22 protein-coding genes are annotated in these 25,497 nt (G+C 66.7%); 14 read left to right on the forward strand and 8 right to left on the reverse strand.

Going from position 1 to position 25,497, the window contains the following annotated elements; all coding sequences use genetic code 11:
* Positions 1 to 17 precede the first annotated feature (17 nt).
* Positions 18 to 2,024 carry a right-handed parallel beta-helix repeat-containing protein gene (locus SPI01S_RS05795; protein WP_066719572.1) on the reverse strand — a complete coding sequence of 669 codons (2,007 nt, stop codon included), beginning with the start codon at positions 2,022 to 2,024 and terminating at the stop codon, positions 18 to 20.
* Between the two features lie 228 nt (positions 2,025 to 2,252).
* On the opposite strand from SPI01S_RS05795, the gene SPI01S_RS05800 reads away from it, so the two are divergent.
* Positions 2,253 to 3,209: a glycosyltransferase family 2 protein gene (locus tag SPI01S_RS05800; RefSeq protein WP_066719580.1), complete on the forward strand. Its 957-nt coding sequence runs from the start codon at positions 2,253 to 2,255 to the stop codon at positions 3,207 to 3,209.
* Positions 3,210 to 3,265: 56 nt separating this feature from the next.
* Here SPI01S_RS05800 and SPI01S_RS05805 read toward each other — a convergent pair whose 3' ends face one another.
* The gene (locus SPI01S_RS05805) at positions 3,266 to 4,168 is read right to left on the reverse strand and encodes an EpsD family peptidyl-prolyl cis-trans isomerase (RefSeq protein WP_066719583.1); all 903 of its coding nucleotides are present in this window, start codon (positions 4,166 to 4,168) and stop codon (positions 3,266 to 3,268) included.
* A 136-nt stretch (positions 4,169 to 4,304) separates the two neighbouring features.
* Between SPI01S_RS05805 and welK the strand changes: the two genes are divergently transcribed.
* The gene (gene welK, locus SPI01S_RS05810; protein WP_066719586.1) at positions 4,305 to 5,351 is read left to right on the forward strand and encodes a beta-1,4-glucuronosyltransferase WelK; all 1,047 of its coding nucleotides are present in this window, start codon (positions 4,305 to 4,307) and stop codon (positions 5,349 to 5,351) included.
* Positions 5,348 to 6,214 carry a glycosyltransferase family 2 protein gene (locus SPI01S_RS05815; RefSeq protein ID WP_066719589.1) on the forward strand — a complete coding sequence of 289 codons (867 nt, stop codon included), beginning with the start codon at positions 5,348 to 5,350 and terminating at the stop codon, positions 6,212 to 6,214. Before welK ends, SPI01S_RS05815 begins: the two co-directional genes overlap by 4 nt.
* Positions 6,215 to 6,261: 47 nt before the next feature.
* Here SPI01S_RS05815 and SPI01S_RS05820 read toward each other — a convergent pair whose 3' ends face one another.
* Together SPI01S_RS05820 and SPI01S_RS05825 are read right to left on the reverse strand one after the other, a co-directional pair.
* Positions 6,262 to 7,653, reverse strand: coding sequence for an ATP-binding protein (locus SPI01S_RS05820; protein ID WP_066719592.1), 1,392 nt, complete (start codon positions 7,651 to 7,653; stop codon positions 6,262 to 6,264).
* Positions 7,654 to 7,748: 95 nt separating this feature from the next.
* Positions 7,749 to 8,000: an XrtV sorting system accessory protein gene (locus SPI01S_RS05825; protein WP_066719595.1), complete on the reverse strand. Its 252-nt coding sequence runs from the start codon at positions 7,998 to 8,000 to the stop codon at positions 7,749 to 7,751.
* Between the two features lie 450 nt (positions 8,001 to 8,450).
* Between SPI01S_RS05825 and SPI01S_RS05830 the strand changes: the two genes are divergently transcribed.
* The 6 genes from SPI01S_RS05830 (at position 8,451) to epsI (ending at position 14,151) form a co-directional block, all read left to right on the forward strand.
* On the forward strand, positions 8,451 to 9,560 hold the full coding sequence (locus tag SPI01S_RS05830; protein WP_245653492.1) for a porin family protein: 1,110 nt from the start codon (positions 8,451 to 8,453) through the stop codon (positions 9,558 to 9,560).
* A gap of 68 nt (positions 9,561 to 9,628) precedes the next feature.
* Positions 9,629 to 10,477 (forward strand): SLBB domain-containing protein, encoded by an 849-nt coding sequence (locus SPI01S_RS05835; RefSeq protein ID WP_245653493.1) that lies wholly within the window; start codon positions 9,629 to 9,631, stop codon positions 10,475 to 10,477.
* A 34-nt stretch (positions 10,478 to 10,511) separates the two neighbouring features.
* Entirely contained in the window at positions 10,512 to 11,855 is a 1,344-nt protein-coding gene (locus SPI01S_RS05840; protein WP_066719600.1) for a Wzz/FepE/Etk N-terminal domain-containing protein, read from the forward strand.
* Positions 11,855 to 12,565: a CpsD/CapB family tyrosine-protein kinase gene (locus SPI01S_RS05845; protein ID WP_066719602.1), complete on the forward strand. Its 711-nt coding sequence runs from the start codon at positions 11,855 to 11,857 to the stop codon at positions 12,563 to 12,565. The genes SPI01S_RS05840 and SPI01S_RS05845 overlap by 1 nt, the downstream gene beginning before the upstream one ends.
* 10 nt (positions 12,566 to 12,575) lie before the next feature.
* Positions 12,576 to 13,460: an exosortase V gene (gene xrtV / locus SPI01S_RS05850; RefSeq protein WP_066719745.1), complete on the forward strand. Its 885-nt coding sequence runs from the start codon at positions 12,576 to 12,578 to the stop codon at positions 13,458 to 13,460.
* Positions 13,444 to 14,151, forward strand: a complete 708-nt coding sequence (gene epsI, locus SPI01S_RS05855) for an exosortase-associated protein EpsI, V-type (RefSeq protein WP_066719604.1) — start codon at positions 13,444 to 13,446, stop codon at positions 14,149 to 14,151. Before xrtV ends, epsI begins: the two co-directional genes overlap by 17 nt.
* A gap of 183 nt (positions 14,152 to 14,334) precedes the next feature.
* Here the strand turns inward: epsI and SPI01S_RS05860 are convergent, their stop codons facing one another.
* The 3 genes from SPI01S_RS05860 to SPI01S_RS05870 all read right to left on the reverse strand — a co-directional run bounded on the left by SPI01S_RS05860 (position 14,335) and on the right by SPI01S_RS05870 (position 19,247).
* Positions 14,335 to 15,456, reverse strand: a complete 1,122-nt coding sequence (locus tag SPI01S_RS05860; protein ID WP_066719606.1) for a collagen-binding domain-containing protein — start codon at positions 15,454 to 15,456, stop codon at positions 14,335 to 14,337.
* A 213-nt stretch (positions 15,457 to 15,669) separates the two neighbouring features.
* Positions 15,670 to 17,064 (reverse strand): HlyD family type I secretion periplasmic adaptor subunit, encoded by a 1,395-nt coding sequence (locus tag SPI01S_RS05865; protein WP_066719608.1) that lies wholly within the window; start codon positions 17,062 to 17,064, stop codon positions 15,670 to 15,672.
* Positions 17,061 to 19,247, reverse strand: coding sequence for a type I secretion system permease/ATPase (locus SPI01S_RS05870; RefSeq protein WP_066719611.1), 2,187 nt, complete (start codon positions 19,245 to 19,247; stop codon positions 17,061 to 17,063). The genes SPI01S_RS05865 and SPI01S_RS05870 overlap by 4 nt, the downstream gene beginning before the upstream one ends.
* Before the next feature lie 610 nt (positions 19,248 to 19,857).
* On the opposite strand from SPI01S_RS05870, the gene SPI01S_RS05875 reads away from it, so the two are divergent.
* The 5 genes from SPI01S_RS05875 to rfbD all read left to right on the forward strand — a co-directional run bounded on the left by SPI01S_RS05875 (position 19,858) and on the right by rfbD (position 24,776).
* Positions 19,858 to 21,270, forward strand: coding sequence for an exopolysaccharide biosynthesis polyprenyl glycosylphosphotransferase (locus SPI01S_RS05875; protein ID WP_084253292.1), 1,413 nt, complete (start codon positions 19,858 to 19,860; stop codon positions 21,268 to 21,270).
* A 115-nt stretch (positions 21,271 to 21,385) separates the two neighbouring features.
* On the forward strand, positions 21,386 to 22,264 hold the full coding sequence (gene rfbA / locus SPI01S_RS05880; RefSeq protein ID WP_066719613.1) for a glucose-1-phosphate thymidylyltransferase RfbA: 879 nt from the start codon (positions 21,386 to 21,388) through the stop codon (positions 22,262 to 22,264).
* The gene (gene rfbC, locus SPI01S_RS05885; protein ID WP_066719616.1) at positions 22,261 to 22,827 is read left to right on the forward strand and encodes a dTDP-4-dehydrorhamnose 3,5-epimerase; all 567 of its coding nucleotides are present in this window, start codon (positions 22,261 to 22,263) and stop codon (positions 22,825 to 22,827) included. Before rfbA ends, rfbC begins: the two co-directional genes overlap by 4 nt.
* A 3-nt stretch (positions 22,828 to 22,830) precedes the next feature.
* A complete protein-coding gene (rfbB, locus tag SPI01S_RS05890; RefSeq protein WP_066719619.1) occupies positions 22,831 to 23,892 on the forward strand; it encodes a dTDP-glucose 4,6-dehydratase in 1,062 nt (353 codons plus the stop codon).
* The gene (gene rfbD, locus SPI01S_RS05895) at positions 23,892 to 24,776 is read left to right on the forward strand and encodes a dTDP-4-dehydrorhamnose reductase (RefSeq protein WP_066719622.1); all 885 of its coding nucleotides are present in this window, start codon (positions 23,892 to 23,894) and stop codon (positions 24,774 to 24,776) included. The genes rfbB and rfbD overlap by 1 nt, the downstream gene beginning before the upstream one ends.
* Here the strand turns inward: rfbD and SPI01S_RS05900 are convergent.
* On the reverse strand, positions 24,773 to 25,372 hold the full coding sequence (locus SPI01S_RS05900; RefSeq protein WP_066719625.1) for an SGNH/GDSL hydrolase family protein: 600 nt from the start codon (positions 25,370 to 25,372) through the stop codon (positions 24,773 to 24,775). The genes rfbD and SPI01S_RS05900 overlap by 4 nt on opposite strands.
* Between the last annotated feature and the right edge of the window lie 125 nt (positions 25,373 to 25,497).

Genomic DNA, 25,497 nt, shown 5'->3' on the forward strand with positions numbered 1-25,497 from the left:
GCCAGGGGCGACCCGGCTCAGACGTGGTACAGGTTGAGCGCCGCGAAGCGCGAAGCGGTGAGCGACGAGAAGGACATCGTGCCCGCCGACTGCGTCCCTGCTGCGCTGGCGCCGGCAAGCGCCGCTGCCAGCGGCGACTGCGACGCCGCCGTGGTGCCGAACGCGCCGGCGAGGCTCAGCGTCGCCGGCGAGGACATTGCACCGCTCCAGGCGGTGCTGCCCGCCAGCGTCGCCGCGCTTTCGGCCACGCCCTTCGCCACCATCACCTTCAGCGTGTCGGCCGCCTTGGCCGGGCTGGTCACGACGCTGCTGGTGTTCAGCGCAAGGATCTGCGCCGCGCTGTAGGCGGTATCGCGAATTTCGATGTCGCCCACGGCGCCGCTGAACGCCGCGCTGAAGGGAGCGCCGACATAGAGTCCCCAAAACTCCTGCTTGCGCGTGCTGCCCGACATCGTCGCCGTTCCGCGCGACACGCCGTCCACATACAGCGTCGCCGAACGGCGGGTGCTGTCATAGCTGAGCGCAATCTTGTGGGTGGCGGTGTCGGTGAGCTTCGCGCCGCGGGTGACCAGCGACGACGTGACGCCCGCATCGTTGGTCATCGTGAACACCAGTTCTCCATCGGCGCGGAGGCTGATGTCCCAGCTCTTGTAGATGCCCATGATCTGGCCTGCCGGCGCCGTCACGCCCGAGCGCTTCATGTCGAAGTTCAGCGTGAAGGCCGACAGGCTGTAGAGCTGCCGCGAGGTACCACGCCCCAGCTCCACGCCGGAGCCGGTCTTCACGTTCAGCATGTCGTTGCTGATCATGCCGGCGGTAAGCGCCTTGACAGGATCGTCCGTGCTCCAGCCCGACGTGTCGATCATGCCGCCCGCGCTGCTGAAGTTGAGGTCAAGCAGCAGCTTGGGCGCGGAGGGCAGCGCCAGGGCCGCCGCACGCTGCGCGGCAACGTCCTTCGCCATCGCGGAGCCCGCCACCGGCGCATAGCCGATACCATCCAACATCAGGCCATATACCGTCGCCTTGGCGCCCTTCCCAAGGTCGGCGATGGTGCGCGTCATCACTGGATCGGAAGCCAGCTGGATGTTGTTGCTGGACGTGATCTGATTGGTACCGGCGAGAACGATCTCATCGGTCACGTTGTTGGTCACCGTACCTGTCACCTTCTCCAGGCGGATCCAGGTAGATTTTTCGTCCGGCATTGAGAGGATAGTGTTGGATTTTACAGTCACGTTCTGGGCGTTCAGCACCGAAATGCCGTGATACATGCCACTGAGATACACCAGGTTATTCTCGATCGTAACATTGTTGTAAGGAAGGTTGCCGTTCTCCTCACCCATGAAAATACCCTGCGTACCAAGGCCGTCACCCTGCAGAATGACATTGTTTTTGATCGTGACGTTCGAGCTGCCGGACGACATGCTCTGGGTGTAGAACTGGATCGCGTCGGGATGCTCACCACCGATCGGATAGAGTCCGTTGAAGGTGTTGCCGTCGATCACCAGGTTCTTCATCTCGGCGAAGTTCGTATGGTCCATGCGATTGTCATGGAAATTGTTGCCCTGCACTAGCATCCCGTCGACGCCGCGGACGATAATGCCCTTCACGAAATGGTCGACGCTAGAATTGATCAGCTTGTTGTTGGTGCCGCCCCGGATGATGAGGCCGACGCCCTTGGACTCACTCGGATCACCCGTGCCGCCGCTGAAGCGCAGGCCATCGATCGTAATATTGCTCGACCCCATGACGCGATTCGCCGTATCGCCGTCATTCGCAAGCTTCGTCGGAGTAACAACGTTCAGGCCCTTCAACGTGATGTTACTTGAGTTCGTCAGCCAGACCGTGCCGACAGTAGCCGGCTTGGTCGAGTCCTGCGACTTCACCGTAATCCCACTGGTCGGATTGATGTTCGACATCGTAATCGACGTGTAGGTACCGGATGCGAGAAGGATCGTATCACCACCTCTGGCAGACTTGATCGCAGCGTCCAGTTCAGTCTGATTCTTAACGACGATATCCGGCATGTTGAATTACCCTATACAGTACTGGTCGACCCCAAATCGACGCGCGATTCCCTCCCTCTAAAAGTGCCACGCGGCCATGAAATAAGTCGTCAAATTCCTTGGTATAAAAGTACTTAATGAGGGACGTTGCAGAACTGCCCGCGGTCCGAGCGGCCAAGCGGCGGACGCCCTGCGCAGCGCCCCGCAGGCGGGTCGACGCTGCGGCGCTTTCCCGGTAAAGCAACGTGCATGAGCACCGAAGCAGCAACGCCGCACGTATCCGTCTTGGTGGTCGCCTATCACTCGACCGACTTCATCCGGCAGTGCGTGGCCGGGATTGCGGCCGCGGCGGTGACGACGCCGCACGAGATCCTGATGATCGACAATGGCGGCGGCGATACCGAGGCACTGGTGCACGCCGAACTGCCCCAGGTCCGCATCGTGCCCTCGGAGGGCAATATCGGCTTCGGCGCCGGCAACAACCGCTGCGCCGCGCACGCTCGCGCGCCCCTGCTCCTGCTGGTCAACCCCGACGCGGTGCCGCAGCCCGCCGCGATCGATCGGCTGGTCGCCTTCGCCCAGGCGACCCCCGATGCCGCCGCCTGGGGCGGACGCTCCTACGACCCGGCCGGCAATCTCGACGCCGCCAATTTCCTTGCGCTGCCCACGCCCGGCGATTTCGTGCTGTCGGTGGTTTCCGCCGGCAGGCTGCGCCGCGGCGGCCTGCCCGCGGACGCGACCGCGCACGGCCCGGTCGACGTGCTCAACGGCGGCTTCATGATGGTCCGCGCCGACGTCTGGCGCGAGATCGGCGGCTTCGACGAGAGCTTCTTCCTGTATTCGGAGGAAGTCGACCTGTTCAAGCGCATCCGCGACAAGGGCTATACCGTGCTGGTCGATCCCGCCGTCAAGGTGATGCACGACGCCGGCAGCGGCCATTCGCTCTCCCCCGGGCGGATCATGTTCATGACGATCGGCCGCATGCACTATGCCCGCAAGCATTACGGCCCGACGGGCGCGATCGTCGCGGGCTGGGGAATCTGGCTCGCCGCGCTCAAATATGCCGTGCTCGGCAAGCTGCTCGCCGGCGTGATGCCGGGCAAGCGCGAGCGCTTCACGACCGTCAGCCGCGCCTGGACGCCGATCGTCCGCGAGCGGCAGCGCTGGTGGCACGGGTATCGCACCGGGAACGAAGGCCGCAGCTGACGCGCCGCTCCAGGCGGAGCGGGGTGGCGCCCGCAGGCCCCACCCCTTCCGTTTGACTACTGCGTGGCGTTGCCGGCCGGCGCGGCCGGGCTGGCCGCCGGCGGGGTGGCGCCGCCCTGCAACTGCGGCGGCGCGCCATAGCCCGGCTGATACTTCACCGTCGCCCGCGCCTTCTTCAGCCGCTCGTTGAGCTGGGCGTCGGCTGCCTTGCTGAAGCGCTCGTTGCGCAGCGCGTTCGCCGCGAGTTCGCGCGCCTGGTCGGCGGGGACCGGCTGCACCGTCGTCGCGGTGATCACGTTTGCGGTCAGGCCCTGCTGGGTCGGCAGGATGAACATCTCCGCCGCCGGCAGCGCCGCGATCTTGCCCGCGATCTCCGGCGGCATCGCGGCCGTGTCGATCTGGGTCGGCGCGCGACGGAACTGCACCCCGTCGGCAGTCAGCTTGGCGGCAAGCTGGTCCAGCGTCTTCAGCGGCGCGAACTGCTTGAACTTGTCGGCCGAGCTGGGCGGCGGGAAGACGATCTGCTCGACGCTGTAGACCTTGCGCTGGGCGAACCGGTCGGGATGCGCCGCCTGGTACTGCGCGATCTCGGCGTCGGTCGGCTGGGTGAGGCCGCCGGCGATCTTGTCGCGCAGCATCGTGGTGAGGATCAGTTCGTCGGCACGACGCTCCTGGATCAGGAAGGCCGGCGTCTTGTCCAGCTTCTGCTCGCGGGCGATCTTCGCAAGAATCTTCCGCTCGATGATGCGCTGCAGCGCGAGCTGCTCGGCCAGCTTGCGATCGGTGCCCTGCGGGACGGCCGATGCCTGCACTTCGGCGTTCAGCTCGAAAATGGTGATCTCCTCGCCGTCGACGCTGGCGACGACCTGCCCCTTGTCGAGCGCGCCACCCTTGCCGCCGCATCCGGATACGGCCAGCGCGGCCGAAGCCACCGCCGTCACCAGGAACCATTTCTTCATGAAAACCTCCCCGTCGCCGCGGAATTGCGCGCGACACAAACTTCTACTTGAACCTATTCGGGCGGGCGGGCATCCGCAATAGTGTTGGCAGTGCAGCATCGCTCCCGCCGGGAGACAGATGGTGCGAGGGGGACACATGGCAGACTCAACCGCGACGGAACAAAATGCGACGAAGCCGCTGAAGATGTGCCTGGCCGCCTCGGGCGGCGGCCATCTCCGCCAGATCCTCGACCTGGAATCGGTGTGGAAGGAACATGACTATTTCTTCGTAACCGAAGATACCGCGCTGGGCCGCAGCCTGGCGGAGAAGCATCCGGTCGAGCTGGTCGAGCATTACGCGCTCGGCCAGGCCAAGCTCGGCCACCCGATGCACATGCTGGGCGGCGCGTGGCGCAACTTCCGGCAGAGCTTGGCGATCGTGCGCCGGCACAAGCCGGATGTGGTGATCTCCACCGGCGCCGGCGCGGTGTTCTTCACCGCGCTGCTCGCGAAGCTCGCAGGTGCAAAATTCGTCCATATCGAGAGCTTCGCGCGCTTTCACCACCCCTCCGCCTTCGGCAAGATGGCGAAGGGGGTCGCGACCGTCACCTTCGTCCAGTCCGCCGCGCTCAAGCAGACCTGGCCCGATGCCGAGCTGTTCGATCCGTTCCGGATGCTCGACACGCCGCGCCCGCCCAAGCAGGCGCTGACCTTCGCGACGGTGGGCGCCACCCTGCCCTTCCCGCGGCTGGTGCAGGCGGTGCTCGACCTCAAGCGCGCCGGCGGCCTGCCGGGCAGGCTGGTGCTGCAATATGGCGACCAGGACCTCGCGGACCCCGGTATCCCGGACGTCGAGATTCGTCGCACCATCCCGTTCGACGACCTGCAGCTGCTGCTGCGCGATGCGGACATGGTGATCTGTCACGGCGGTACCGGATCGCTGGTCACGGCGCTGCGCGCCGGCTGCCGCGTCGTGGCCTTCCCGCGCCGCTTCGACCTTAGCGAACATTATGACGATCACCAGGAAGAGATCGCACAGACCTTTGCCGATCGCGGCCTGCTCCAGGCGGTGCGCGACGAAAAGAAGCTCGGCGAGGCGGTGGCCGCCGCCAAGGCAGCCGAGCCCAAGCTCGCGACCACCGACCAGACAGCGCTCGCCAACCGGCTGCGCCAGCTGCTGGCAAGCTGGGGGCCCAAGCGATGAACGCCCCGCGGATCAGCGTCATCCTTCCCCATTACAACGATCTGCAGGGACTCGCCCTCTGCCTCGATTCGATCGACCGGCAGACGATCGATCGCGGCGCCTATGAGATCATCGTCGGCGACAATGCGTCCCCCTGTGGCCTGGCAGCCGTGGAAGCCGTCGTCGGCGGACGCGCACGGGTGGTCACGATCACCGAAAAGGGGGCCGGGCCCGCCCGCAACGGCGCCGCCGCGGAAGCGCGAGGCGAGGTCCTCGCGTTCATCGACAGCGACTGTGTGGCCGAGCCGGGCTGGCTGGCCGCGGGCGCGGCGATGGTGCAGCCCGGCACGTTCATCGGCGGCCACATGTTCGTGCTGCAGCCCGAGGGCAAGCTCACCGGCAGCGCCGCGGTCGAACTGGCGCTCGCCTTCGACAATGAGAGCTATGTCCGCAATTCGCAGTTCACGGTAACCGCCAACCTGTTCGTGATGCGCGCGGATTTCGAACGGATCGGCGGCTTTCGCACCGGCGTGTCGGAAGACATCGAATGGTGCAACCGCGCCGTCCGGCTGGGCATGAAGATCGATTATTGCGGCGCCGCCTCGGTCGGCCACCCGCCGCGGCCGGACTGGGGGGCGCTCCTCAAGAAGACCCGCCGGATCCAGCGCGAGCTGTTCCTGCTCAGCCTGGAGCAGCCGCGCGGCCGCCTGCGCTGGGTCGCACGCTCGGCGATGCAGCCGGTATTCATTCCCGCGGATTACGCGCGGATCCTGCGGACGCCGGGCACCCGGGGCGCGCGCGGCCGGGCGATGGGCGCGCTGATCGCGCTGCGCCTGTGGCGCGGCGGCGCAGGGTTGCTGCAGGCGGTGGGCGTGCCGATCTGAAACCGCTGCGGCGAGGGAGCAGCCAGCCCCCTCGCCCACGGCCAGGATCAGACCGTGGCCAGCACGTCTTCCAGCGTGCCGCTGTCGAGCCGCAGGCGGCCGACCATCAGCCACAGATAGATCGGCAGCGTGTCGTCGGTGAAGCGGAAGCGGCGCTCGCCGTCCTGGATTTCCGTCTCCAGGCCAAGCTGCGTCGTCATGCCGGCGAGTTCCTGCTCGACCTGCTGCGCGGTCACCGTTGCGGCGGGCAGAAGGTCCACCACCGTGCGACCGCCGAACCAGCCGTCGATCGAGCGCGAGGCCTCGCCCAGCGCGGCGAGCAGCGGATCGTAGCGGCCGCCGACGAACTTGCGCATCTCCAGCACGGTGCGGGGCGCCATTCGCCCTTCCATTTCGACGATGGCCGAATCCAGCGCGCGGCGCAGATGGCCCTGGTCGACGGTCAGCCGTCCCTGGTCGAGCGCCTCGATCGCGGCGTGATGACACAGCAGCCGCGCGAAATAGGGTGAGCCCAGTGCGAGCAGGTGGATGATTCTGGTCAGGTTCGGATCAAATCGCACGCCGGAAGCGCTTTCGCCCAGCGCGATCATCTCCTGGACCTCGCTCTCCTCCAGCCGCGGCATCGGCAAGCCGATGACGTTGCGGCGGATCGACGGCACATAGCCGATCAGTTCCTGGAGGTTCGAGGCGACCCCGGCAATCACCAGCTGGACCCGCGCCGAGCGGTCCGACAGGTTCTTGATCAGTTCGGCGACCTGCCGGCGGAAGCCGGTGTCTTCGACGCGGTCATATTCGTCGAGAACGATCAGCACGCGCGTGCCGGTGATGTCCGCGCACAGGTCGGCGAGTTCGCCCGCACCGAAGGAACCGGCGGGCAAGCGATCGGCAAGGCTGCCGCCGCTCTCCGCCTCACCGGCGTTCGGCGCCACGTCGCGGTGGAACAGCAACGGCACGTCCTGCAGCACGGCGCGGAAGAGATCCGCGAAGTTGGCGTTGGAGCCGCAGGTCGCATAGCTGACGATGTAGCTGCTCTCGCGCGCCACGTCGGCCAGCACGTGCAGCAGCGACGTCTTGCCGATACCGCGCTCGCCGTAGAGCACCACATGGCTGCGCTGGCTCTCGATCGACGAGATCAGCCGCGCCAGCACGCCCAGCCGGCCCGCGAAGCTCGCGCGATCGGAAACGGGCTGGGTGGGCGTGAAATAGGTCGCCAGCGCGAAGCGGGCGCGGGTAATCTCCCGGCGTTCCTCGCGGCGCCGATCCAGCGGCCGGTCCAGCGCGGAGGCGCGGAAGGTGGGGAAGTCGGGCCGCAGGCGACTGGCGCCATGCGCGTCCCGATGCGGCACCACGGTCGCGGCGATCGGGAAATAACCGTCATCCTCAGGCAGGTCGCGGCGCCCGAAAGGCCACAAGAACTTCAGCGCGGAACCTAAAGCCACTCGATCACCTCATAATAAACCGACCGTCGGAAAACCGCGGCCACCCCCTGGCTTGCGCCTTCGGGCATCCTCTCGCGAATCAGCGCAGCCTGAATTCAGCGGCGCTTGATGAATTCGTACGGCTTGATCACGAACGCGATGTACGCCAGCACCAGCAGGATCGTGAGAATAGCGAACACGTGATAGTTCTCGTTCCCCAGATAGTTTGCCACGGCACAGCCTATTGCCGGCGGCAAATACCCGATCATCGTGTCGCGGACAACCGAATCGGCCTGCGAACGTTGCAGGAAGATAACGATCAGGCCGGCGAATATCGCGATTGTGACCCAATCATATGGCGTCTGCATGCATGTCCTTTCCATTCGCCGCAGGAATCAAATGATTTCCCGCGTCGTTCGCACCTGCACTAGCAGCGCGCGGCGCAACTCGCTAGATGCCCAAAGATGTGATAAGGCTCCGTTAAGCAACCACCGCCTCGAAATGGGAGTTTGCGCCTGGCTCGACGCTACCTGCATGGGGAGCGGTCGGGGGACAGAGTCAGGGCAAGTTCCGGCGCCTTTGCCAAGGCGTTGTCCGGTTGCTTGTACAGGAGGCCATTGATAATGAAGCGAGCACCCGGGGGGACCATCGTGCGACCACACGACATTCGACAGGCTGAAAAAACGCGCCTTTCCGGGCGATTTACGCTGCCATGCCGCGCCATCGCGCTTTTCGCGACTGCAGCATCCGCGCAGCCCGCCCTGGCCCAGCGCAATGCATTCACCCCGCGTCCCGGCGGGGGCGAGCGGCAGATCGACGTGCGGGCCGCCGCGACGATCGAGTATAACGACAACGTCGTCGTGAACGACCCGCGAATCAGCCGTGGCGGCAATTCCGACGACGTGCTGGCGTCGCCGTCGCTCGATCTGAGCATCGTCCTGCCGCGCGCGACCGGCAGCACCTATCTGGCGGGATCCGTCGGGTATCGTTTCTACCGCAAGTACACCAGCCTGAACCGCGAGAACATCTCGCTGACCGGCGGTGCTGACCAGCGACTCGCGTCGTGCCTGGTGCATGGCGATATCGGCTACCAACGGCGCATCAGCGACCTGTCGACCCTTTTCGCGCTCGACGCGCCGAACAGCTTCAACAATGTCGAGGAATCCCGCCGCTACAGTGCCGATGTCGGCTGCGGCGGCCCCTATGGCCTGCGACCGGCGCTGGCCTATTCGCGCACCGAAGTCCGCAACAGCCAGGCGGTGCGTAAATATGCGGACGCGAACACCGACACCTTCACGGCCCAGCTCGGGTTGCAGTCGCCCTCGCTGGGAACGATCTCTGTCTTCGGCCGCTACGCCAACAGCATCTACACCCACCGGCAGAGCGCGCCGGGCGCCCCCGGGCGCGACGGCCTCAAGAGCTACGCCGTCGGCGTCCAGCTGGAGCGCAACGTCTCAAGCCGGCTCAACTTCCGCGGATCCGCCAACTACAGCAAGGTCGATCCACGGCTGCCGGGAACCCGCGGCTTTTCCGGCCTCGGCTTCGATCTGTCGGCGGTGTACAATGCAGATCTGTTCAACGTGCAGATCGCCGGCTCTCGCGCTGCGCAGCCCTCGGCCATCTATTTCGTCAGCTACGAGATCATGACGATTCTGTCGGGCACGATCGCGCATGATATCGGCGCGCGTACCCGAGTGTCGCTTACCGCCAGCAAGACGTGGCGCGACTATACGTCGTCGGCGCTGTTCGCAGGTGCCCCAATTTCGGGCAACGACAACGTGTTGTCGCTGGGTGCGAACGCGTCCTACAACGCGACTCAGCGCCTGCGCTTCAATCTGGGCGCAGGCTATGACGAACGGACGTCGAGTATCCGGCTTTTCAAATACCACGCCAAGCGCATCAGTCTCACGACGTCGCTGGCGCTCTGACAAGGGCCGTATCCATGTACGACAAAAGTAGGTTTATGTTTGTCTCCGCACTCGCCGGCATGACTGCCATGGCGATTCCCGCGGCGGCGCAGATTGCCACGACCCGCCCTGCCGCCCCGGCGCGCGCCCGACCTGTCGTTGCCCAGGCGCAGCAGCAGGTGCCGGCCGCGCCGGTACAGACGAGCACCCCGGCCGCGCCGACCCCCTCCGGGTCGGCGCCGGCAGGCTATGTCATCGGCGTCGACGATGTGCTGGAAGTGGACGTGCTCGGGCAGAGCGACTTCAAGACCCGCGCCCGCGTCCAGTCCGACGGCACGATCACCCTGCCGTATCTGGGTGCGGTGCCCGTCAAGGGCGAGACGTCGGTGAAGCTGGTCAAGAAGATCGAAGAACTGCTGAGGAGCGGCGGCTATTACGCCAAGCCGATCGTCAGCGTCGACATCGTGAGCTTCGTCAGCAACTACGTCACCGTGCTGGGCCAGGTCGGCACCGCCGGGCTGCAGCCGGTCGATCGCGGCTATCACGTCTCGGAGATCATCGCGCGCGCGGGCGGTCTCAAGGCCGACGCCGCCGATTACGTGATGCTGACGCGCGCCGACGGCACCAACCAGAAGCTCGACTACAAGAAGCTCGCCCAGGGCGGCCCGGCCGACGACCCCACCGTCGCTGCCGGCGACAAGGTTTTCGTGCCCGAAGTCGAACGCTTTTACATTTATGGCCAAGTTAACGCGCCTGGCGTATATCCGATTCGGGCCGACATGACTCTTCGCCGCGCGGTCGCGCAGGGCGGCGGGCTGGGTCCCGCGGGGTCGATCAAGCGGATCAAGGTCACGCGCGACGGTCAGGAAATCAAGTTGAAGCTGGACGATCCGATCAAGCCCGGCGACACGATCGTCATCGGCGAGCGGTTGTTCTGATCTTGGCAATGTTGGCAGCTGACGAGGCGAACCAGTGAATATCGTACAATTTTTCCGCATTCTCTGGGCGCGCCGGTGGATCATTCTCCCGGCATTCCTCGTCTGCGTCGCCACCGCCGCCTTGGTGGTACAGTTCCTGCCCGAGCGGTACCGCGCGACCACCCGACTGGTGCTCGAGACCTTCAAGCCCGATCCGGTCACCGGCCAGGTGATGAACTCGCAGTTCATGCGCGCCTATGTGCAGACGCAGACCGAACTGATCGAGGACTATGGCACCGCCGGGCGCGTGGTCGACGAGCTGGGCTGGGCCAATGATCCGGCGAACATCGCCGCGTTCAACGCCTCGCCCTCGGCGGCGACCGGCGACATCCGTCGCTGGCTGGCCAAGCAGATCATCGCCAACACCAATGCGAATGTGATCGAAGGGAGCAACATCCTCGAGATCTCCTATTCGGACAGCTCGCCGGATCGCGCCGAGCGGATCGCCAACATGATCCGCACCGCCTTCCTCGCCCAGTCCCTCGCGGCCAAGCGCGACGCGGCCAGCAAGTCGGCGGACTGGTATACCCAGCAGGCCGAGTCGGCCCGCCAGGCGCTGCTCGCCGCCGTCGAGGCACGTACCGCCTTCGTGAAGAAGTCGGGCATCGTCCTCACCGAAACCGGCTCCGACATCGATACCCAGAAGCTTACGCAGCTGACGGGCCAGGCCGCGATACCGGCGGCCCCGGTCATCGCTTCGGGCGGCATGGGCCCGGCGCAGCTGCAGCTCGCCCAGATCGACCAGCAGATCCAGCAGGCCGCAACCAATCTCGGCCCGAACCATCCGGCGTTCCAGGCGCTCCAGCGCCAGCGGGCGGTCTATGCCAAGGCGGCCGCACAGGAGCGGGCGCAGGCCGGCGGCGGCGGCGGTTCGGCGCAGAGCGCGATCCAGAGCGCGGCCAATGCCCAGCGCGCCCGCGTGCTCGGCAACCGCGAGGACGTCGACAAGCTGGCCCAGCTGCAGCGCGACGTCTCGCTGAAGCAGGACCAGTATATGAAGGCCGCGCAGCGCGTCGCGGACCTGCGCCTCGAGGCGAGCAGCAATGACACCGGCATGTCGACGCTGAGCGAAGCGAGCGCGCCCGACTCGCCCTATTATCCGAAGGTGCCGATGATCATCGGCGGTGCCGCGGGCTTCGGCCTCGGCCTGGGTCTGCTGGTGGCACTGCTCGTCGAGCTGCTCGGCCGGCGCGTGCGCAGCCCCGAGGATCTCGAAACCGCCGTCGACGCGCCGGTGCTGGGTGTGGTGCAGAGCCGCGCCTCGCTTTCCGCCCGGCTTCGCCGCGCCCATGAAACTCTCGGCGAAACCGCCGAATCGCACGGAGCTGCAGTAAACTGATGGACGCGATGACCACGCCCGAACCGCTGCCCGAAGGCGATCGTCCGAGCGCCGTGCCGACCACGCCGGACACCACCGGCGCGCTCGAGTTCCAGCTCGTCCTCTCCGACCCTACGGGGATCGAGGCGGAAGCCATCCGTGCGCTGCGCACCCGCATCATCGCGCAGCATCTGCGCGAAGGCCGACGCGCGCTCGCCCTGTGCGCTGCCTCCGAAGGCGTCGGCTGCAGCTTCGTCGCGGTCAACCTAGCGACCGCGCTGGCGCAGATCGGCATCAAGACCGCGCTGGTCGACGCCAATCTCCGTGCGCCGGCGATCGGTGCCGCCTTCGGCATCGATCCGGCCAAGCCGGGCCTGGCCGACTATCTCGCCTCGGGCGAGGTCGAGTTGGCATCGATCATCCACGCGACCGGGCTCGACCAGCTCTCGATCATCCCCGCCGGCCATGTCGAGCACAGCCCGCAGGAACTGCTCTCGTCCGAACAGTTCCGCGACGTGACCACGCAGCTGCTGCGCGAGTTCGACATCACCATCTTCGACACGACGGCGGCGAACACCTGTGCCGATGCGCAGCGCGTCGCCAACGTTGCCGGCTATGCGATGATCGTCGCGCGCAAGGACAACAGCTACATCCGCGACGTAAACACGCTCACCCGCACGCTGCGGTCCGATCGCACCAACGTCGTCGGCTGCGTGCTGAACGGATATTGATTTGGACCAGATGACGGCCACCCCGCTTGGGCAGCAGCGAGGCAGGTCGGCGGGCGGCTACTGGTTCGCCATAGCCGGCCTGCTGGCGCTCGCCATTCCCACCTTCATCACCCTGGGACGCCAAGTGTGGAGCGCGGAGGGCGGCGTACACGGCCCGATCGTGCTCGCCACCGGCGCCTGGATGCTCGCGCGCCAGCGCAGCGCGATCGAGGAACTGCGCACGCCCGGCAACCTCGTTCTGGGCACGCTGCTCCTGCTGCTGTCGCTGGCGATCTATTCGCTGGGCCGAATCTTCGATTTCGTCAGCATCGAGACCTTGGGCCTGGTGAGTGCGGTGATCACCACCGGCTACCTCTATTTCGGCGGCCGTGCGCTGCGCGCCGCGTGGTTTCCCGTGCTCTGGCTGTTCTTCCTGGTACCGCCGCCGGGCTGGGCGGTCGACCGCGTTACCGCGCCGCTCAAGGAGTTCGTCTTCCACGCCGCGACCAGCCTGCTTTCGTGGTTCGACTATCCGATCCTGCGCCAGGGCGTGACCCTGTTCGTCGGCCCCTATCAGCTGCTGGTGGAGGACGCCTGCTCCGGCCTGCGTTCGCTCTCCAGCCTGGTCGTGGTGACGCTGCTGTACATCTACATCAAGAACAAGCCGTCGTGGCGGTACGCGCTGTTCATCGCTGCGCTGGTGATCCCGGTGGCGGTGATCACCAATGTCCTGCGCATCATCATCCTGGTGCTGATCACCTATCACCTGGGCGACGAGGCAGCGCAGAGCTTCCTGCACGTCTCCACCGGCATGGTGATGTTCGTGGTAGCACTGCTGGGCATCTTCGCCATCGACTGGATGGTCGAGCAGGTGCAGCTGTTCCTGCATCGGAGGTCCCATGTTCAACCGGCGTGACCTGCTGATCGGCGGCGGCTGCTTTGCCGCGGCCGGCGCTTCGCTCGGCCTCAAGCCCCATCGTCGCATGGACCTGCTCGGCGCGACCAAGCTCGACGCGCTGATGCCCAAGGCCTTTGGCGCCTGGAAGGCCGAGGATACCGGCGCGCTGATCGCGCCGCCGCGCGAAGGCAGCCTGGAAGACAAGCTCTACAACCAGGTCGTCAGCCGCGCCTTTTCGCGGCCCGATGGCGCCACGGTGATGCTGCTGATCGCCTATGGCAATGCCCAGACCGATCTGCTCCAGCTGCACCGGCCGGAGGTCTGCTACCCCTTCTTCGGCTTCACCGTGTTGGAAAGCCACGCGCAGATGATCCCGGTGGCCGACAAGGTGGCGATCCCGGGCCGCGCGCTGACCGCGACCAACTACAATCGCACCGAGCAGATCCTCTACTGGGCGCGCGTGGGCGAATATCTGCCGCAGTCGGGCAACGAACAGCTGATGGCGCGGCTGAAGAGCCAGATGGCCGGCTGGATCGTCGACGGCGTGCTGGTCCGCATCTCCACCGTCACCAGCGAGGCGGCGGAAGGCCTTGCCGCGAATCTCGATTTCGCCCGCGAGCTGGTCAAGACGCTGGACCCGCGCGTGCTGCGCCCGCTGCTCGGCACCCGCATGACCCAGGCGATCGAACCGCACCACCGCGCGGCCTGAACGCGAAAAAGGGAGGCGACGCCGACGTCGCCTCCCCCCCTCTTTTCCGTACTTCCCGCCGCGCGTCATATCCGGTGCCCTTCCGCCCCCTTAGGCTACGCACAGGAGCCCGGGCCCCGCCATCCCGGCCGCAACCGGGATGACGAATAACGGAGGGGTCGGCCCGCCCGGCGAGCCTCGATATCACCGTGCGACCGCCAGCACATCCCGGCGGCGGCGCACCATCACGCCCAGCGCGCCGAAGCCGAAGAGCAGCATCGCCCAGCTGGCCGGCTCCGGCACGCCCGAAGGGGGCGGCAGGAAGCTGTCGGTGCCGTTGTAGGTACCCAGATGGATCTCGCCGTTCAGCGTGAAGTTGCGGGCGACGATGCTGCCTTCCAGCGCGCTGCTGTTCGATACGCTCGCGTTCGGCGCCAGCACGCTGCCGTGGAAGCCCTTCAGCGATAGGCTCTGCGCCTCATTGAAGTTCCAGATCACCGTCTGGTTGAGCAGCTTGCTGTTGAGGTTGCCCTGCTCGACCAGGTTCGCGCCCAGCACGTTGATGATCGTGGTCATCCCGCTCGGCATGCCGGTGAACAGCGTGTCGAAATTGGCGTTCTGGTTCTCGAACGCCGCCTCGGTCATCGTGAACACGGCGAAGCCGTTCTTCGCACCCGAATAGTCGAGCGCGGTCGCGGTGGAGGTGATCGTGGCGAGCGACGGCATCGTCGCGAGCAGGTTCGACAGGCCGGTCAGGTTGGTCTGCAGCGCTCCCATCTGCACCTGAAGCGCCGCCGCCACGTCGTTCGCGCCGCCCGCGGCGAGGCTGCCGTCCTTCACCGCGCCGTTCAGGCCGCCCGCGGCGGTGCCGCCATAGCGCACGCTGTTGTTGTTGATGTTGAAGGAAGCGGTGAGATTGCCGCCCGCGACGAGCGCGCCGTTCACGCCGCCCGCCGTGTTGAAATCCATCGCGCCGACATTGCCGCCGACGCGCGCCGTGGTGCCGACGATGCCGTTGGCGCCGTTCTGGTATCCTGCCTTGAGGCGGAACGATCCGGTGGCGTTGCCCACGACGCTCAGCACGTCGAACGACGAGGCTGCCGCGCCCTGGCTATTGTTGCCGATGCCGAAATTGGTGAAGTTGGCTGCGGCCAGCGTGCCGACGAAGGTCCGCCCTTCCACTTCCTGGCCGTTGGTGGTCAGCGTGTCGAACACCACCAGGTTCAGTTCGCGCAGGGCCTGCAGGCCGGCGGCGGGATCGGGTGCGGCAACGGCAGGCGACGCGGCAAGCGCGGCGGCGAGAGCCGCGATGGAAAACAGGCGCATGGGAACCCCTCCTCGGACGAAGCCCCCGGTCCTTCCCCATGAAGGCAGCCAAGCGGCTCGTAGTAGAGGCGGCCGATTAGCCTGCTCCGTGCGACAGAAGTACAAGCAATATCAGCCGAAATTCTCGTTGTGACACGTTTGGGACAGTGATCCCGCAATTTTACGGAGTTGCCGGCCCGCGCGCATCGCGGCGCGCCGGCAACTCCATTGCCCTCACCGCTCGTGCAGCGCGTCGCTCCCCGTTTCCAGCACCGGGCCGACCAGGTAGCTGAGCAGCGTGCGCTTGCCGGTGACGATGTCCGCGCTGGCCATCATGCCCGGACGCAGCGGCACCTGCCCGCCATTGGCGACGACGTAGCTGCGGTCCAGCGCGATCCGTGCCTTGTAGACCGGCGGCTCGCCTTCCTTCATCTGCACGGCTTCGGGGCTGATCCCCACTACCGTACCGGGGATCATGCCGTAGCGCGTGTAGGGGAACGCCTGCAGCTTCACCTTCACCGGCATGCCCGTGCGGACGAAGCCGATATCGCTGTTGGCGATCATCACCTCGGCTTCCAGACGCGCCTTGTCCGGCACCAGCGACAGCAGCGGCTTGGCGCCTTCGACCACCCCGCCTTCGGTATGGACCTGCAGCTGCGAGACGGTGCCGCTTACCGGCGCGCGCAGTTCGCGGAACGAGCTGCGCAGCGTGGCCTTGGCGACGTCCTCGCTGCGCGCGCGCACCTCGGCTTCGGCCTTTACCAGATCCTGCAGCACCTGCGCCCGCGCTTCCTCGCGCGTTCTCGCGGAGAGGCTGCTGGCGCTGTGCGACTGCTGGCCGAGCTTTGCCACGGCGGCGCGCGCGGCGCTCAGGTCCTGCCGCTCGACGATCAGCTGGCGCCGCAACTCGACGACGCGGAGCTTGGAGACATAGCCCTTGGCCGCCATCGCCTCGTTGGCGGCAACCTGCTGCTCCAGCAGCGGCAGCGCCTGTTCGAGCTTGCGCACCTGTGCCTGCGCCTCGGCGGCGGCGGAGACGGCGGCACCGCTGTCCGAGCGGCCGCCGGCGAATGCCGCCTCGATCTGCCCGAGCCGGGCGCGGGCGAGATCACGGTGCGTCGCCGCCTCGGCAGCGCTGGCGCCCGCCGGCGCGGCAAAGCGGAAGCCCTTGCCGTCGAGCGCGTCGATGATCGCCTGGTTGCGCGCGACGTCCAGCTGCGCGGTGACCAGCGCGACCTTGGCCTGCGCCGCCTCGGCCGCGCTCATCGTGGGATCGAGCGTGATCAGCACCTGGCCCTGGGCGACCTTCTGCCCCTCACCCACCAGGATGCGGCGGACGATGCCCGATTCGGGCGACTGGACGATCTTGGTCTCGCCGATCGGCGCGATGCGGCCTTGCGTCGGTGCGACCACCTCGACCTTGCCGATCGCCAGCCAGGCGGCGGTGATCGCAAGGCCGGCCAGCATCACCTTGGCGGTGAGCCGCGCGGTGGGCGACACCGGCCGTTCGATGATCTCGAGCGCGGCAGGCAGGAACTCGGTGTCGTAGTCGACGGTGCGGGCGGGCAGCACCGTGCCGCGGATCCGGGCGAGCGGGCCACTGCGGCCCATGGTGACGACGGCGTTCATGCGGCAATCTCCCCGAAGCCGCTTTGGCGGCGGTGCAGGTCGGCATAGCGGCCGCCCAGGCGCAGCAGTTCGTCGTGCCGGCCGCTCTCTACGATGCGGCCCTGTTCGAGCGTGATGATCCGGTCACAGCCGCGCACTGCCGACAGGCGATGGGCGATGATCACCAGCGTGCGGCCGGCGGAGATCGCGCGCAGATTGTTCTGGATCAGCTCCTCGCTCTCGGCGTCGAGCGCCGAGGTCGCCTCGTCGAATACCAGGATGCGCGGGTTACCGACCAGCGCGCGGGCGATGGCGAGCCGCTGGCGCTGGCCGCCGGAGAGGTTGACGCCCCGCTCGACGATCTCGGTATCATAGCCGCGCGGCTGGCGCAGGATGAAGTCATGCGCGCCGGCCAGCGTCGCGGCCGCGACGACATGCTCGAACGGCATGGCCGGGTTGGACAGCGCGATATTCTCGCGGATCGTGCGGCTGAAGAGGAGGTTTTCCTGCAGCACCACGCCGATCTGGCGACGCAGCCAGGCGGGATCGAGCTGCGCCACATCGACCTCGTCGACCAGCACGCGGCCCTGGTTCGGCAGGTTCAGCCGCTGGAGCAGCTTGGCGAGCGTCGACTTGCCCGAACCCGACGACCCGACAATCCCCAGCGAGGTCCCCGCCGGGATGTCGAGCGTGATGTCGCTCAGCACCGGCGGCTGGTCCTCGGCATAGCGGAAGGTGACGTTCTCGAAACGGATCGCCCCATGCAGCGTGGGCAGCGTCGCCGCCGAGGCGGGGCGCGGCTCCACGGGGTGGTTGAGCACATCGCCCAGCCGCTCGATCGCGATGCGGACCTGCTGGAAGTCCTGCCACAGCTGCGCCATGCGGATCACCGGGCCGGACACGCGCTGCGCGAACATGTTGAACGCGACCAGCGCGCCGACGCTCATCGCACCGCCGATCACCGCCTGCGCGCCGAAGAACAGGATCGCGGCAAAGCTCAGCTTGGAGATCAGCTCGATTGCCTGGCTGCCGGTGTTGGCGGTGTTGATCAGCCGCTGCGACGAGGCGGTATAGGCGGCGAGCTGGCGCTCCCAGCGGTTCTGCCAGTGCGGCTCGACCGCAGTCGCCTTGATCGTGTGGATGCCCGAGACGCTCTCGACGAGCAGCGCGTTGCTGGCCGAGCTCTTCTCGAACTTGTCCTCGACCAGAGTCCGCAGCGGCCCCGCGACGCTGAACGAGACGATGGCGTAGAGCACCAGCGACGCCACCACGATCACCGAGAGCATCGGCGAATAGAACAGCATTGCCGCCAGGAACACGACCGTGAACAGCGGATCGACCATCACCGTCAGCGAGGCGTTGGTGAGGAACTCGCGGATCGTCTCGAGCTGGCGGACGCGGGTGACGGTGTCGCCCACCCGGCGCTTCTCGAAATAGGAAAGCGGCAGCGCCAGCAGATGGTGGAACAGGCGAGCGCCGAGCTCGACGTCGATCTTCTGCGTCGTCTCGGTGAACAGTCGGGTACGGATCCAGCCCAGCGCCACTTCCCAGACGGAAACCGCCAGGAAAGCGAAGGCGAGCACGCTGAGCGTGCTCATGCTGTTGTGGATCAGCACCTTGTCGATCACGCTCTGGAACAGCAGCGGCGCGGCGAGGCCGAGCAGGTTGAGCGCGAGCGTGATCCCCAGCACTTCGAGGAACAGCTTGCGATAACGCATGAATTGCGCGGTGAACCAGGAGAAGCCAAATCGAAGCGTCCGCCCCGCCACCGCGCGGGTGGTGAGCAGCACCAGCGTGCCCGACCAGATCGCGTCGAGCCCTTCGCGGTCCACCTGCTCCGGTGCATAGCCCGGCCGCTGGATGATCACGCCATGTTCGGTAAGACCGCCGATCACGAACCAGCCGTCGGGGCCGTCCGCAATGGCGGGCAGCGGCTGCCGCGCCAGGCCGCCGCGCGGCACCTCCACCGCCTTGGCGCGCACGCCCTGCTGGCGCTTGGCGAGCAGGATCAGGTCGTCGGCGCTGGGCGTCTCGGCGTGACCGAGCGCGTGGCGCAGCTGTTCTGGCGTGATCGCAATATTGTGGACGCCGAGCAGCAGCGACAGCGCCACCAGCCCGGATTCGCGCAGCTCGGCCTCGCGCTCCGCGGCCGTCGGGCCGGCGAAGGCGCTCTGCAGGGTGGCCTGCATCTCGTCGCGTGTCATTTCCGGAACTCTGCCTCCATGGCGCTACTAACCGGCGCCATGATGAAGAAGGCTGGTAAAGACTCGATTAAGCCAAGCGTTTCTGTGGTTTATGCGTAGCCCTGCCGCGGAGTACCGGAATGGCCGAGGCGCAGGGCCGCGCTGCCACCACCCCGATTAGATGATCCTTAAGCCGATCCCGCCTAGCATTGCGGGCGGTTCAACCGCGACGGATCGAGGGATATTCAAGGTGCACCGCAGCAATTTGCCGGCAAATTTGCGCTGCAAGTGCGAACTGGAATGCCCGTCGGGGGCATGGACCGCCACGCGCGCCCTTGATTGCGCCATAAAGTTGCGGGTAGACCAGTGTTGGTCGCATTCGCGTGCAAATACGGCAAATAATGTCGGTTTCGGAGGGATATTTGGTCGTGGGTCGCGCGTATGTGCGGGTTAGCCCTTTCACACGGCCATCGAAGCGGGGTGCGATCTTGTTGAATTTCGGTCCCGAAAACGTACCTTTTGATCGATACGGACACTTTCGGATCGCGATCCGTCCCATTATAATGCAGTGCAACAGGCCGACTCGGCCGCTGTCAGCGTACAGATTCCGTTGAAGGAGCCCGATGAGGCCATGAACGCTTTCGAAGCACAGCGCGCCTTTGAGGAGCAACTTCGGGCGCACGCCCGGATCGATCGCTCCGCCGCCCCCGTGTGGCGACGGTCGACGCTCCGCATGATCCTGTATACCGAGCTTCTCCTGCTTGACAGCATCGCGATCCTGGCAGCCTTCTATCTCGCAGCCTGCACGCGCGACGGCAACTGGCTGTCGCTCGCGGGGATCAACGTGGGCGTGTTCCTGCTGCCGATCACGCTGGGAACGGCGCTCGCCAGCGGCACCTACTCGCTGAACTGCCTGCGCTTCCCGGTCAGCGGCGTGAAGAACATCTTTTCCGCGTTCTTCTTCTCGATCTTCGTCGTGCTGTTCGGCAGTTACCTGCTGACGACTGAGCTGCCGCTCTCGCGGTTCCAGCTGGGCGAAGGCGCGGTCCTCTCGCTGGTCTTCCTCATGGTGGGCCGCCTGCTGTTCCGCCGGCACGTCCGCGCGGCGACGGGCGGGAAGCTGCTCGACGAGCTGGTCATCATCGACGGCGTATCGCTGGATGTGGCCGGCAATGCGGTCGCGCTCGACGCACGGATCATCAACCTTTCGCCGAACCCGCGGGACCCGCAGATGCTGCATCGGCTCGGCACCACAGTGGTCGGGTTCGACCGGGTGGTGGTCGCCTGCACCGAGGAACATCGCGCGGTCTGGGCGCTGCTGCTCAAGGGCATGAACATCAAGGGCGAGATCCTGGTCCCCCAGTTCAACGCGCTGGGCGCGATCGGGGTGGACTCGTTCGACGGCAAGGACACGCTGGTCGTCTCGCAGGGCCCGCTGAACATGCCGAACCGCGCCAAGAAGCGCGCGCTCGATCTCGCGATCACCGTGCCCGCCGTGCTGGCGCTGGCGCCGCTGATGATCCTCGTCGCGATCCTGATCAAGCTGGAGAGCCCGGGCCCGGTGCTGTTCGCGCAGGATCGCGTCGGCCGCGGCAACCGGCTGTTCAAGATCCTCAAGTTCCGCTCGATGCGCGTGACGCTGTGCGATGCGAACGGCAATGTCTCGGCCAGCCGCGACGACGACCGCATCACCAGGGTCGGCCGCTTCATCCGCAAGACCAGCATCGACGAGCTGCCGCAGCTGCTCAACGTGCTGCGCGGCGACATGAGCGTGGTGGGCCCGCGCCCGCATGCGCTCGGCTCGCGCGCCGCCGACCATCTGTTCTGGGAAATCGACGAGCGCTACTGGCACCGCCACACGCTGAAGCCGGGCATGACCGGCCTCGCCCAGGTCCGCGGCTTCCGCGGCGCCACCGATCGCCGCGTAGATCTGACCAACCGCCTCCAGGCGGACATGGAATATATCGACGGCTGGGACATCTGGCGCGACATCACCATCCTGTTCAAGACGCTGCGGGTGATCGTGCACTCCAACGCGTTCTGAACCACGCACGTCGCCGGGCCGCCCGATCGATCCGCGAACGGATTGACAGCGGCCCTGCTTCCGTTTCTCGTTTCGTTGTCGTTGCGGCTCGGCCCGCGCCATGGGGGATTATCGAATGAAGGGAATCATCCTTGCGGGGGGCAGCGGCACGCGCCTCTACCCCGCAACGCTGTCGATCTCGAAGCAGCTGCTTCCCGTCTATGACAAGCCGATGATCTTCTATCCGCTGTCGGTGCTGATGCTCACCGGCATCCGCGACATCCTGATCATCTCCACGCCGCGCGACCTGCCGATGTTCCAGGCGCTGCTCGGCGACGGATCGGCGTTCGGCATCAACCTCAGCTATGCCGAGCAGCCCTCGCCCAACGGCCTGGCCGAGGCCTTCGTGATCGGCGCGGATTTCGTCGGCAACAATCCCAGTGCGCTGATCCTGGGCGACAACATCTACCACGGCGAGAAGATGGGCGAGCGCTGCAAGGCCGCCGCCGAGCAGGCCTCGCAGGGCGGCGCCAACGTGTTCGCCTATCATGTCGACGATCCCGAGCGCTACGGCGTGGTCGCCTTCGACCCCGAGACCGGCGTCGCCACCAGCGTCGAGGAAAAGCCGGCCGAGCCGAAGTCCAACTGGGCGATCACCGGCCTCTATTTCTACGACAAGGACGTGGTGGACATCGCCAGGTCGATCCAGCCCTCCGCGCGCGGCGAGCTCGAGATCACCGACGTCAACCGCACTTATCTGGAGCGCGGCGACCTCCACATCACCCGGCTCGGCCGCGGCTATGCGTGGCTCGACACCGGCACGCACGACAGCCTGCACGATGCCGGCTCGTTCGTCCGCACGCTCGAGCACCGCACCGGCGTGAAGATCGCCTGCCCCGAGGAAGTGGCGTTCGACGCCGGCTGGCTCGGCGCGGAGGACCTGCTGAAGCGCGCCGCCGGGCTCGGCAAGACCGGCTATGCGACGTACCTGCGCAAGCTGGTGGCCGCCGCATGACGCAAGTCCATCACCACGAACTGTCCGGCGTGATCGAGTTCACCCCACCCAAGTACGGCGACCATCGCGGCTTCTTCTCCGAGGTGTTCAAGCAATCCGTGCTCGATGCCGAGGGCGTGGAGGCGCGCTGGGTGCAGGATAACCAGAGCTTCTCCGCCCAGCCCGGCACGATCCGCGGCCTGCACCTGCAGGCACCGCCCTTCGCCCAGGCCAAGCTGGTGCGCGTGCTGCGCGGCGCGATCTACGACGTGGCGGTCGACATCCGTCGCGGCTCGCCCACCTATGGCCGCTGGGTCGGCGTCGAGCTTTCGGCGGAAAAGTGGAACCAGTTGCTGGTCCCCGCCGGCTATGCACACGGCTTCATGACGCTCGTTCCGGATTGCGAGATCCTCTACAAGGTCAGCGCGCGCTACGCGAAGGACGAGGAAATGGCGATCCGCTGGGATGATCCCGACCTCGCCATTGCCTGGCCGGACATCGGCGTCGAGCCCGTGCTCTCCGAAAAGGACGCCGTCGCGCCCTCCTTCGCCGATTTCAACACCCCCTTCTTCTATCAGGGCTGAGCCATGCAGCAGACCTTCCTCGTCACCGGCGGCGCCGGCTTCATCGGCTCGGCGGTGGTGCGCCATCTCGTCCGCCAGGGCGCGCGCGTCATCAATCTCGACAAGCTCACCTATGCCGGCAACCCGGCCTCGCTGACCGCGATCGAGAACGCACCCAACTACCGCTTCGTCCATGCCGACATCGCCGACACCGCGACGATCCTGCCGCTGCTGCGCGAAGAGCAGGTCGACGTGGTGATGCACCTCGCCGCCGAGAGCCATGTCGATCGCTCGATCGACGGCCCGGGCGAGTTCATCGAGACCAACGTCGTCGGCACGTTCAAGCTGCTCCAGTCGGCGCTCGAATATTGGCGCGGGCTGGAAGGCGAGAAGCGCGAGGCTTTCCGCTTCCACCACATCTCCACCGACGAAGTGTTCGGCGACCTGCCGTTCGACAGCGGCATCTTCACCGAAGACACGCCCTATGACCCCTCCTCGCCCTATTCGGCGTCGAAGGCGGCGAGCGACCATCTCGTCCGCGCCTGGGGCCACACCTATGGCCTGCCGGTGGTGCTGTCGAACTGCTCGAACAATTACGGGCCGTTCCACTTCCCCGAGAAACTGATCCCGCTGACCATCCTCAACGCGCTCGAGGGCAAGCCCCTGCCCGTCTACGGCAAGGGCGAGAACATCCGCGACTGGCTGTATGTCGACGATCACGCCAAGGCGCTGGCGACCATCGCCACCACCGGCAAGGTCGGCCAGAGCTACAATGTCGGCGGCCGCAACGAGCGCACCAATTTGCAGGTGGTCGAGACGATCTGCGACCTGCTCGACCAGCGCATTCCGCTGGCCGACGGCCGCAAGCGCCGCGCGCTGATCACCTTCGTCACCGATCGCCCCGGCCATGACCGTCGCTATGCGATCGACGCGACCAAGCTCGAAACCGAACTGGGCTGGAAGGCCGAGGAGAATTTCGACACCGGCATCGCCGCGACGATCGACTGGTATCTCGCGAACGAATGGTGGTGGGGGCCGATCCGCTCCGGCAAATACGCCGGCGAGCGGCTGGGCCAGACCGCCTGATGCGCATCCTCGTCACCGGGCATGACGGCCAGGTCGCCCAGGCGCTGGCCGAGCAGGCGCAGGGCCACGAACTGGTCTTCACACGCTTTCCGGAGTTCGACCTCTCCAAGCCCGAGACGATCGAAGCCGCGGTGGCACGAATCCAGCCCGAGCTGATTGTCTCGGCGGCCGCCTACACCGCGGTCGACAAGGCCGAGAGCGAGCCCGAACTGGCGATGGCGATCAACGGCGACGGCCCCGGCGTGCTGGCGCGCGCCGGCGCGAAGATCGGCGCGCCGATCATCCACCTGTCGACCGACTATGTGTTCGACGGCAGCCTCGACCGCCCCTGGCGCGAGGACGATCCCACCGGCCCGCTCGGCGTCTATGGCGCAACCAAGCTTGCCGGCGAGCAGGCGGTGCAGGCCTCGGGCGGTACCCATGCCGTGCTGCGCCTCGCCTGGGTCTACAGCCCGTTCGGCGCCAACTTCGTCAAGACGATGCTGCGCCTTGCCGAGACGCGCGATGCACTCAACGTGGTGGAGGACCAGCGCGGCTGCCCGAGCTCGGCGCTCGATATCGCGACGGCGATCCTCACGGTTGTCGATCACTGGCAGCGCGAAGGCACGACCAGCGGCCTCTACCACTTCACCGGATCGGGCGAGACGAACTGGGCCGATTTCGCCCGCGCGATCTTCGCGGAGAGCGCCCGGCATGGCGGCCCCGTGGCCGAGGTGACCGGCATCCCGACCTCGGGCTATCCCACGCCCGCCCAGCGCCCGGCCAACTCCCGCCTCGACTGCACGCGATTCGCCGAAACCTTCGGCTATCGCGCGCCGCAATGGCAGGATTCGCTGGCGGTGGTGGTGGCGCGCCTGTTCGGCGGAGCCGCCGCCTCCCGCTAAAGGACCTGGATGCGCCGCGCGATGCCCTGCGCGATGCGCGCCGTGGCGGCGCCGCGCAGGTGCAGGCCATCCCATTGCAGCGGCACCCGCAGTCCTGCCAGAAACGCGGCGGGATCGGCGAAGGCGACGCCCTCGCGCATCGCCACCGCGCGCGCCGCCTGTCGGTACGGCGCAATCGCCGCTTCGGCATGGCGGGTCCCCGCCGGCGGAGGGGCGAGCACCAGCACCTGCGCACCGCCGGCCCGATAGCGCCGAACGATGCCGCGCAGCGCTGCTCGATACTGGTCCATCGGCACGGCAGTCCGCCAGCCCCGCGGATTGGCATCGTTGCTGCCGTACATCACCACCACCAGATCGACTGGGCCGGTCCCCGCCCAGCGTGTGCTACCGGAAACGACGGTGTCGCCGGGATAGCCATGGTTTCGTACGGCAACCTTGCCGCCGAGCAGCGTGGCGAGCGTTTCCGGAAAGGGCGTGGCGACCCGCCAGGATCCACCGCCGTTGATCGGCGGCAGCGCCCCTCCCCATCGCTCGGCGCCATAGGTGAGGCTGTCGCCTTGGCACAGGATCGTGCCGCCCTTCGGCACCGTCAGCATGCCGCCAAGCGCCGGGAGCGACCGGACGCTTCGGGCGGGGGCGACGCCCCCCCACCGGAAGGCCGGCAGCAACGCCCACCCGCACCCCGTCGCTACCAGCAGCGCACCGATCGCGACGGGGCGCC

It is taken from the genome of Sphingomonas pituitosa NBRC 102491 (genome assembly GCF_001598435.1).
In the GTDB taxonomy this organism is placed as follows: domain Bacteria; phylum Pseudomonadota; class Alphaproteobacteria; order Sphingomonadales; family Sphingomonadaceae; genus Sphingomonas; species Sphingomonas pituitosa.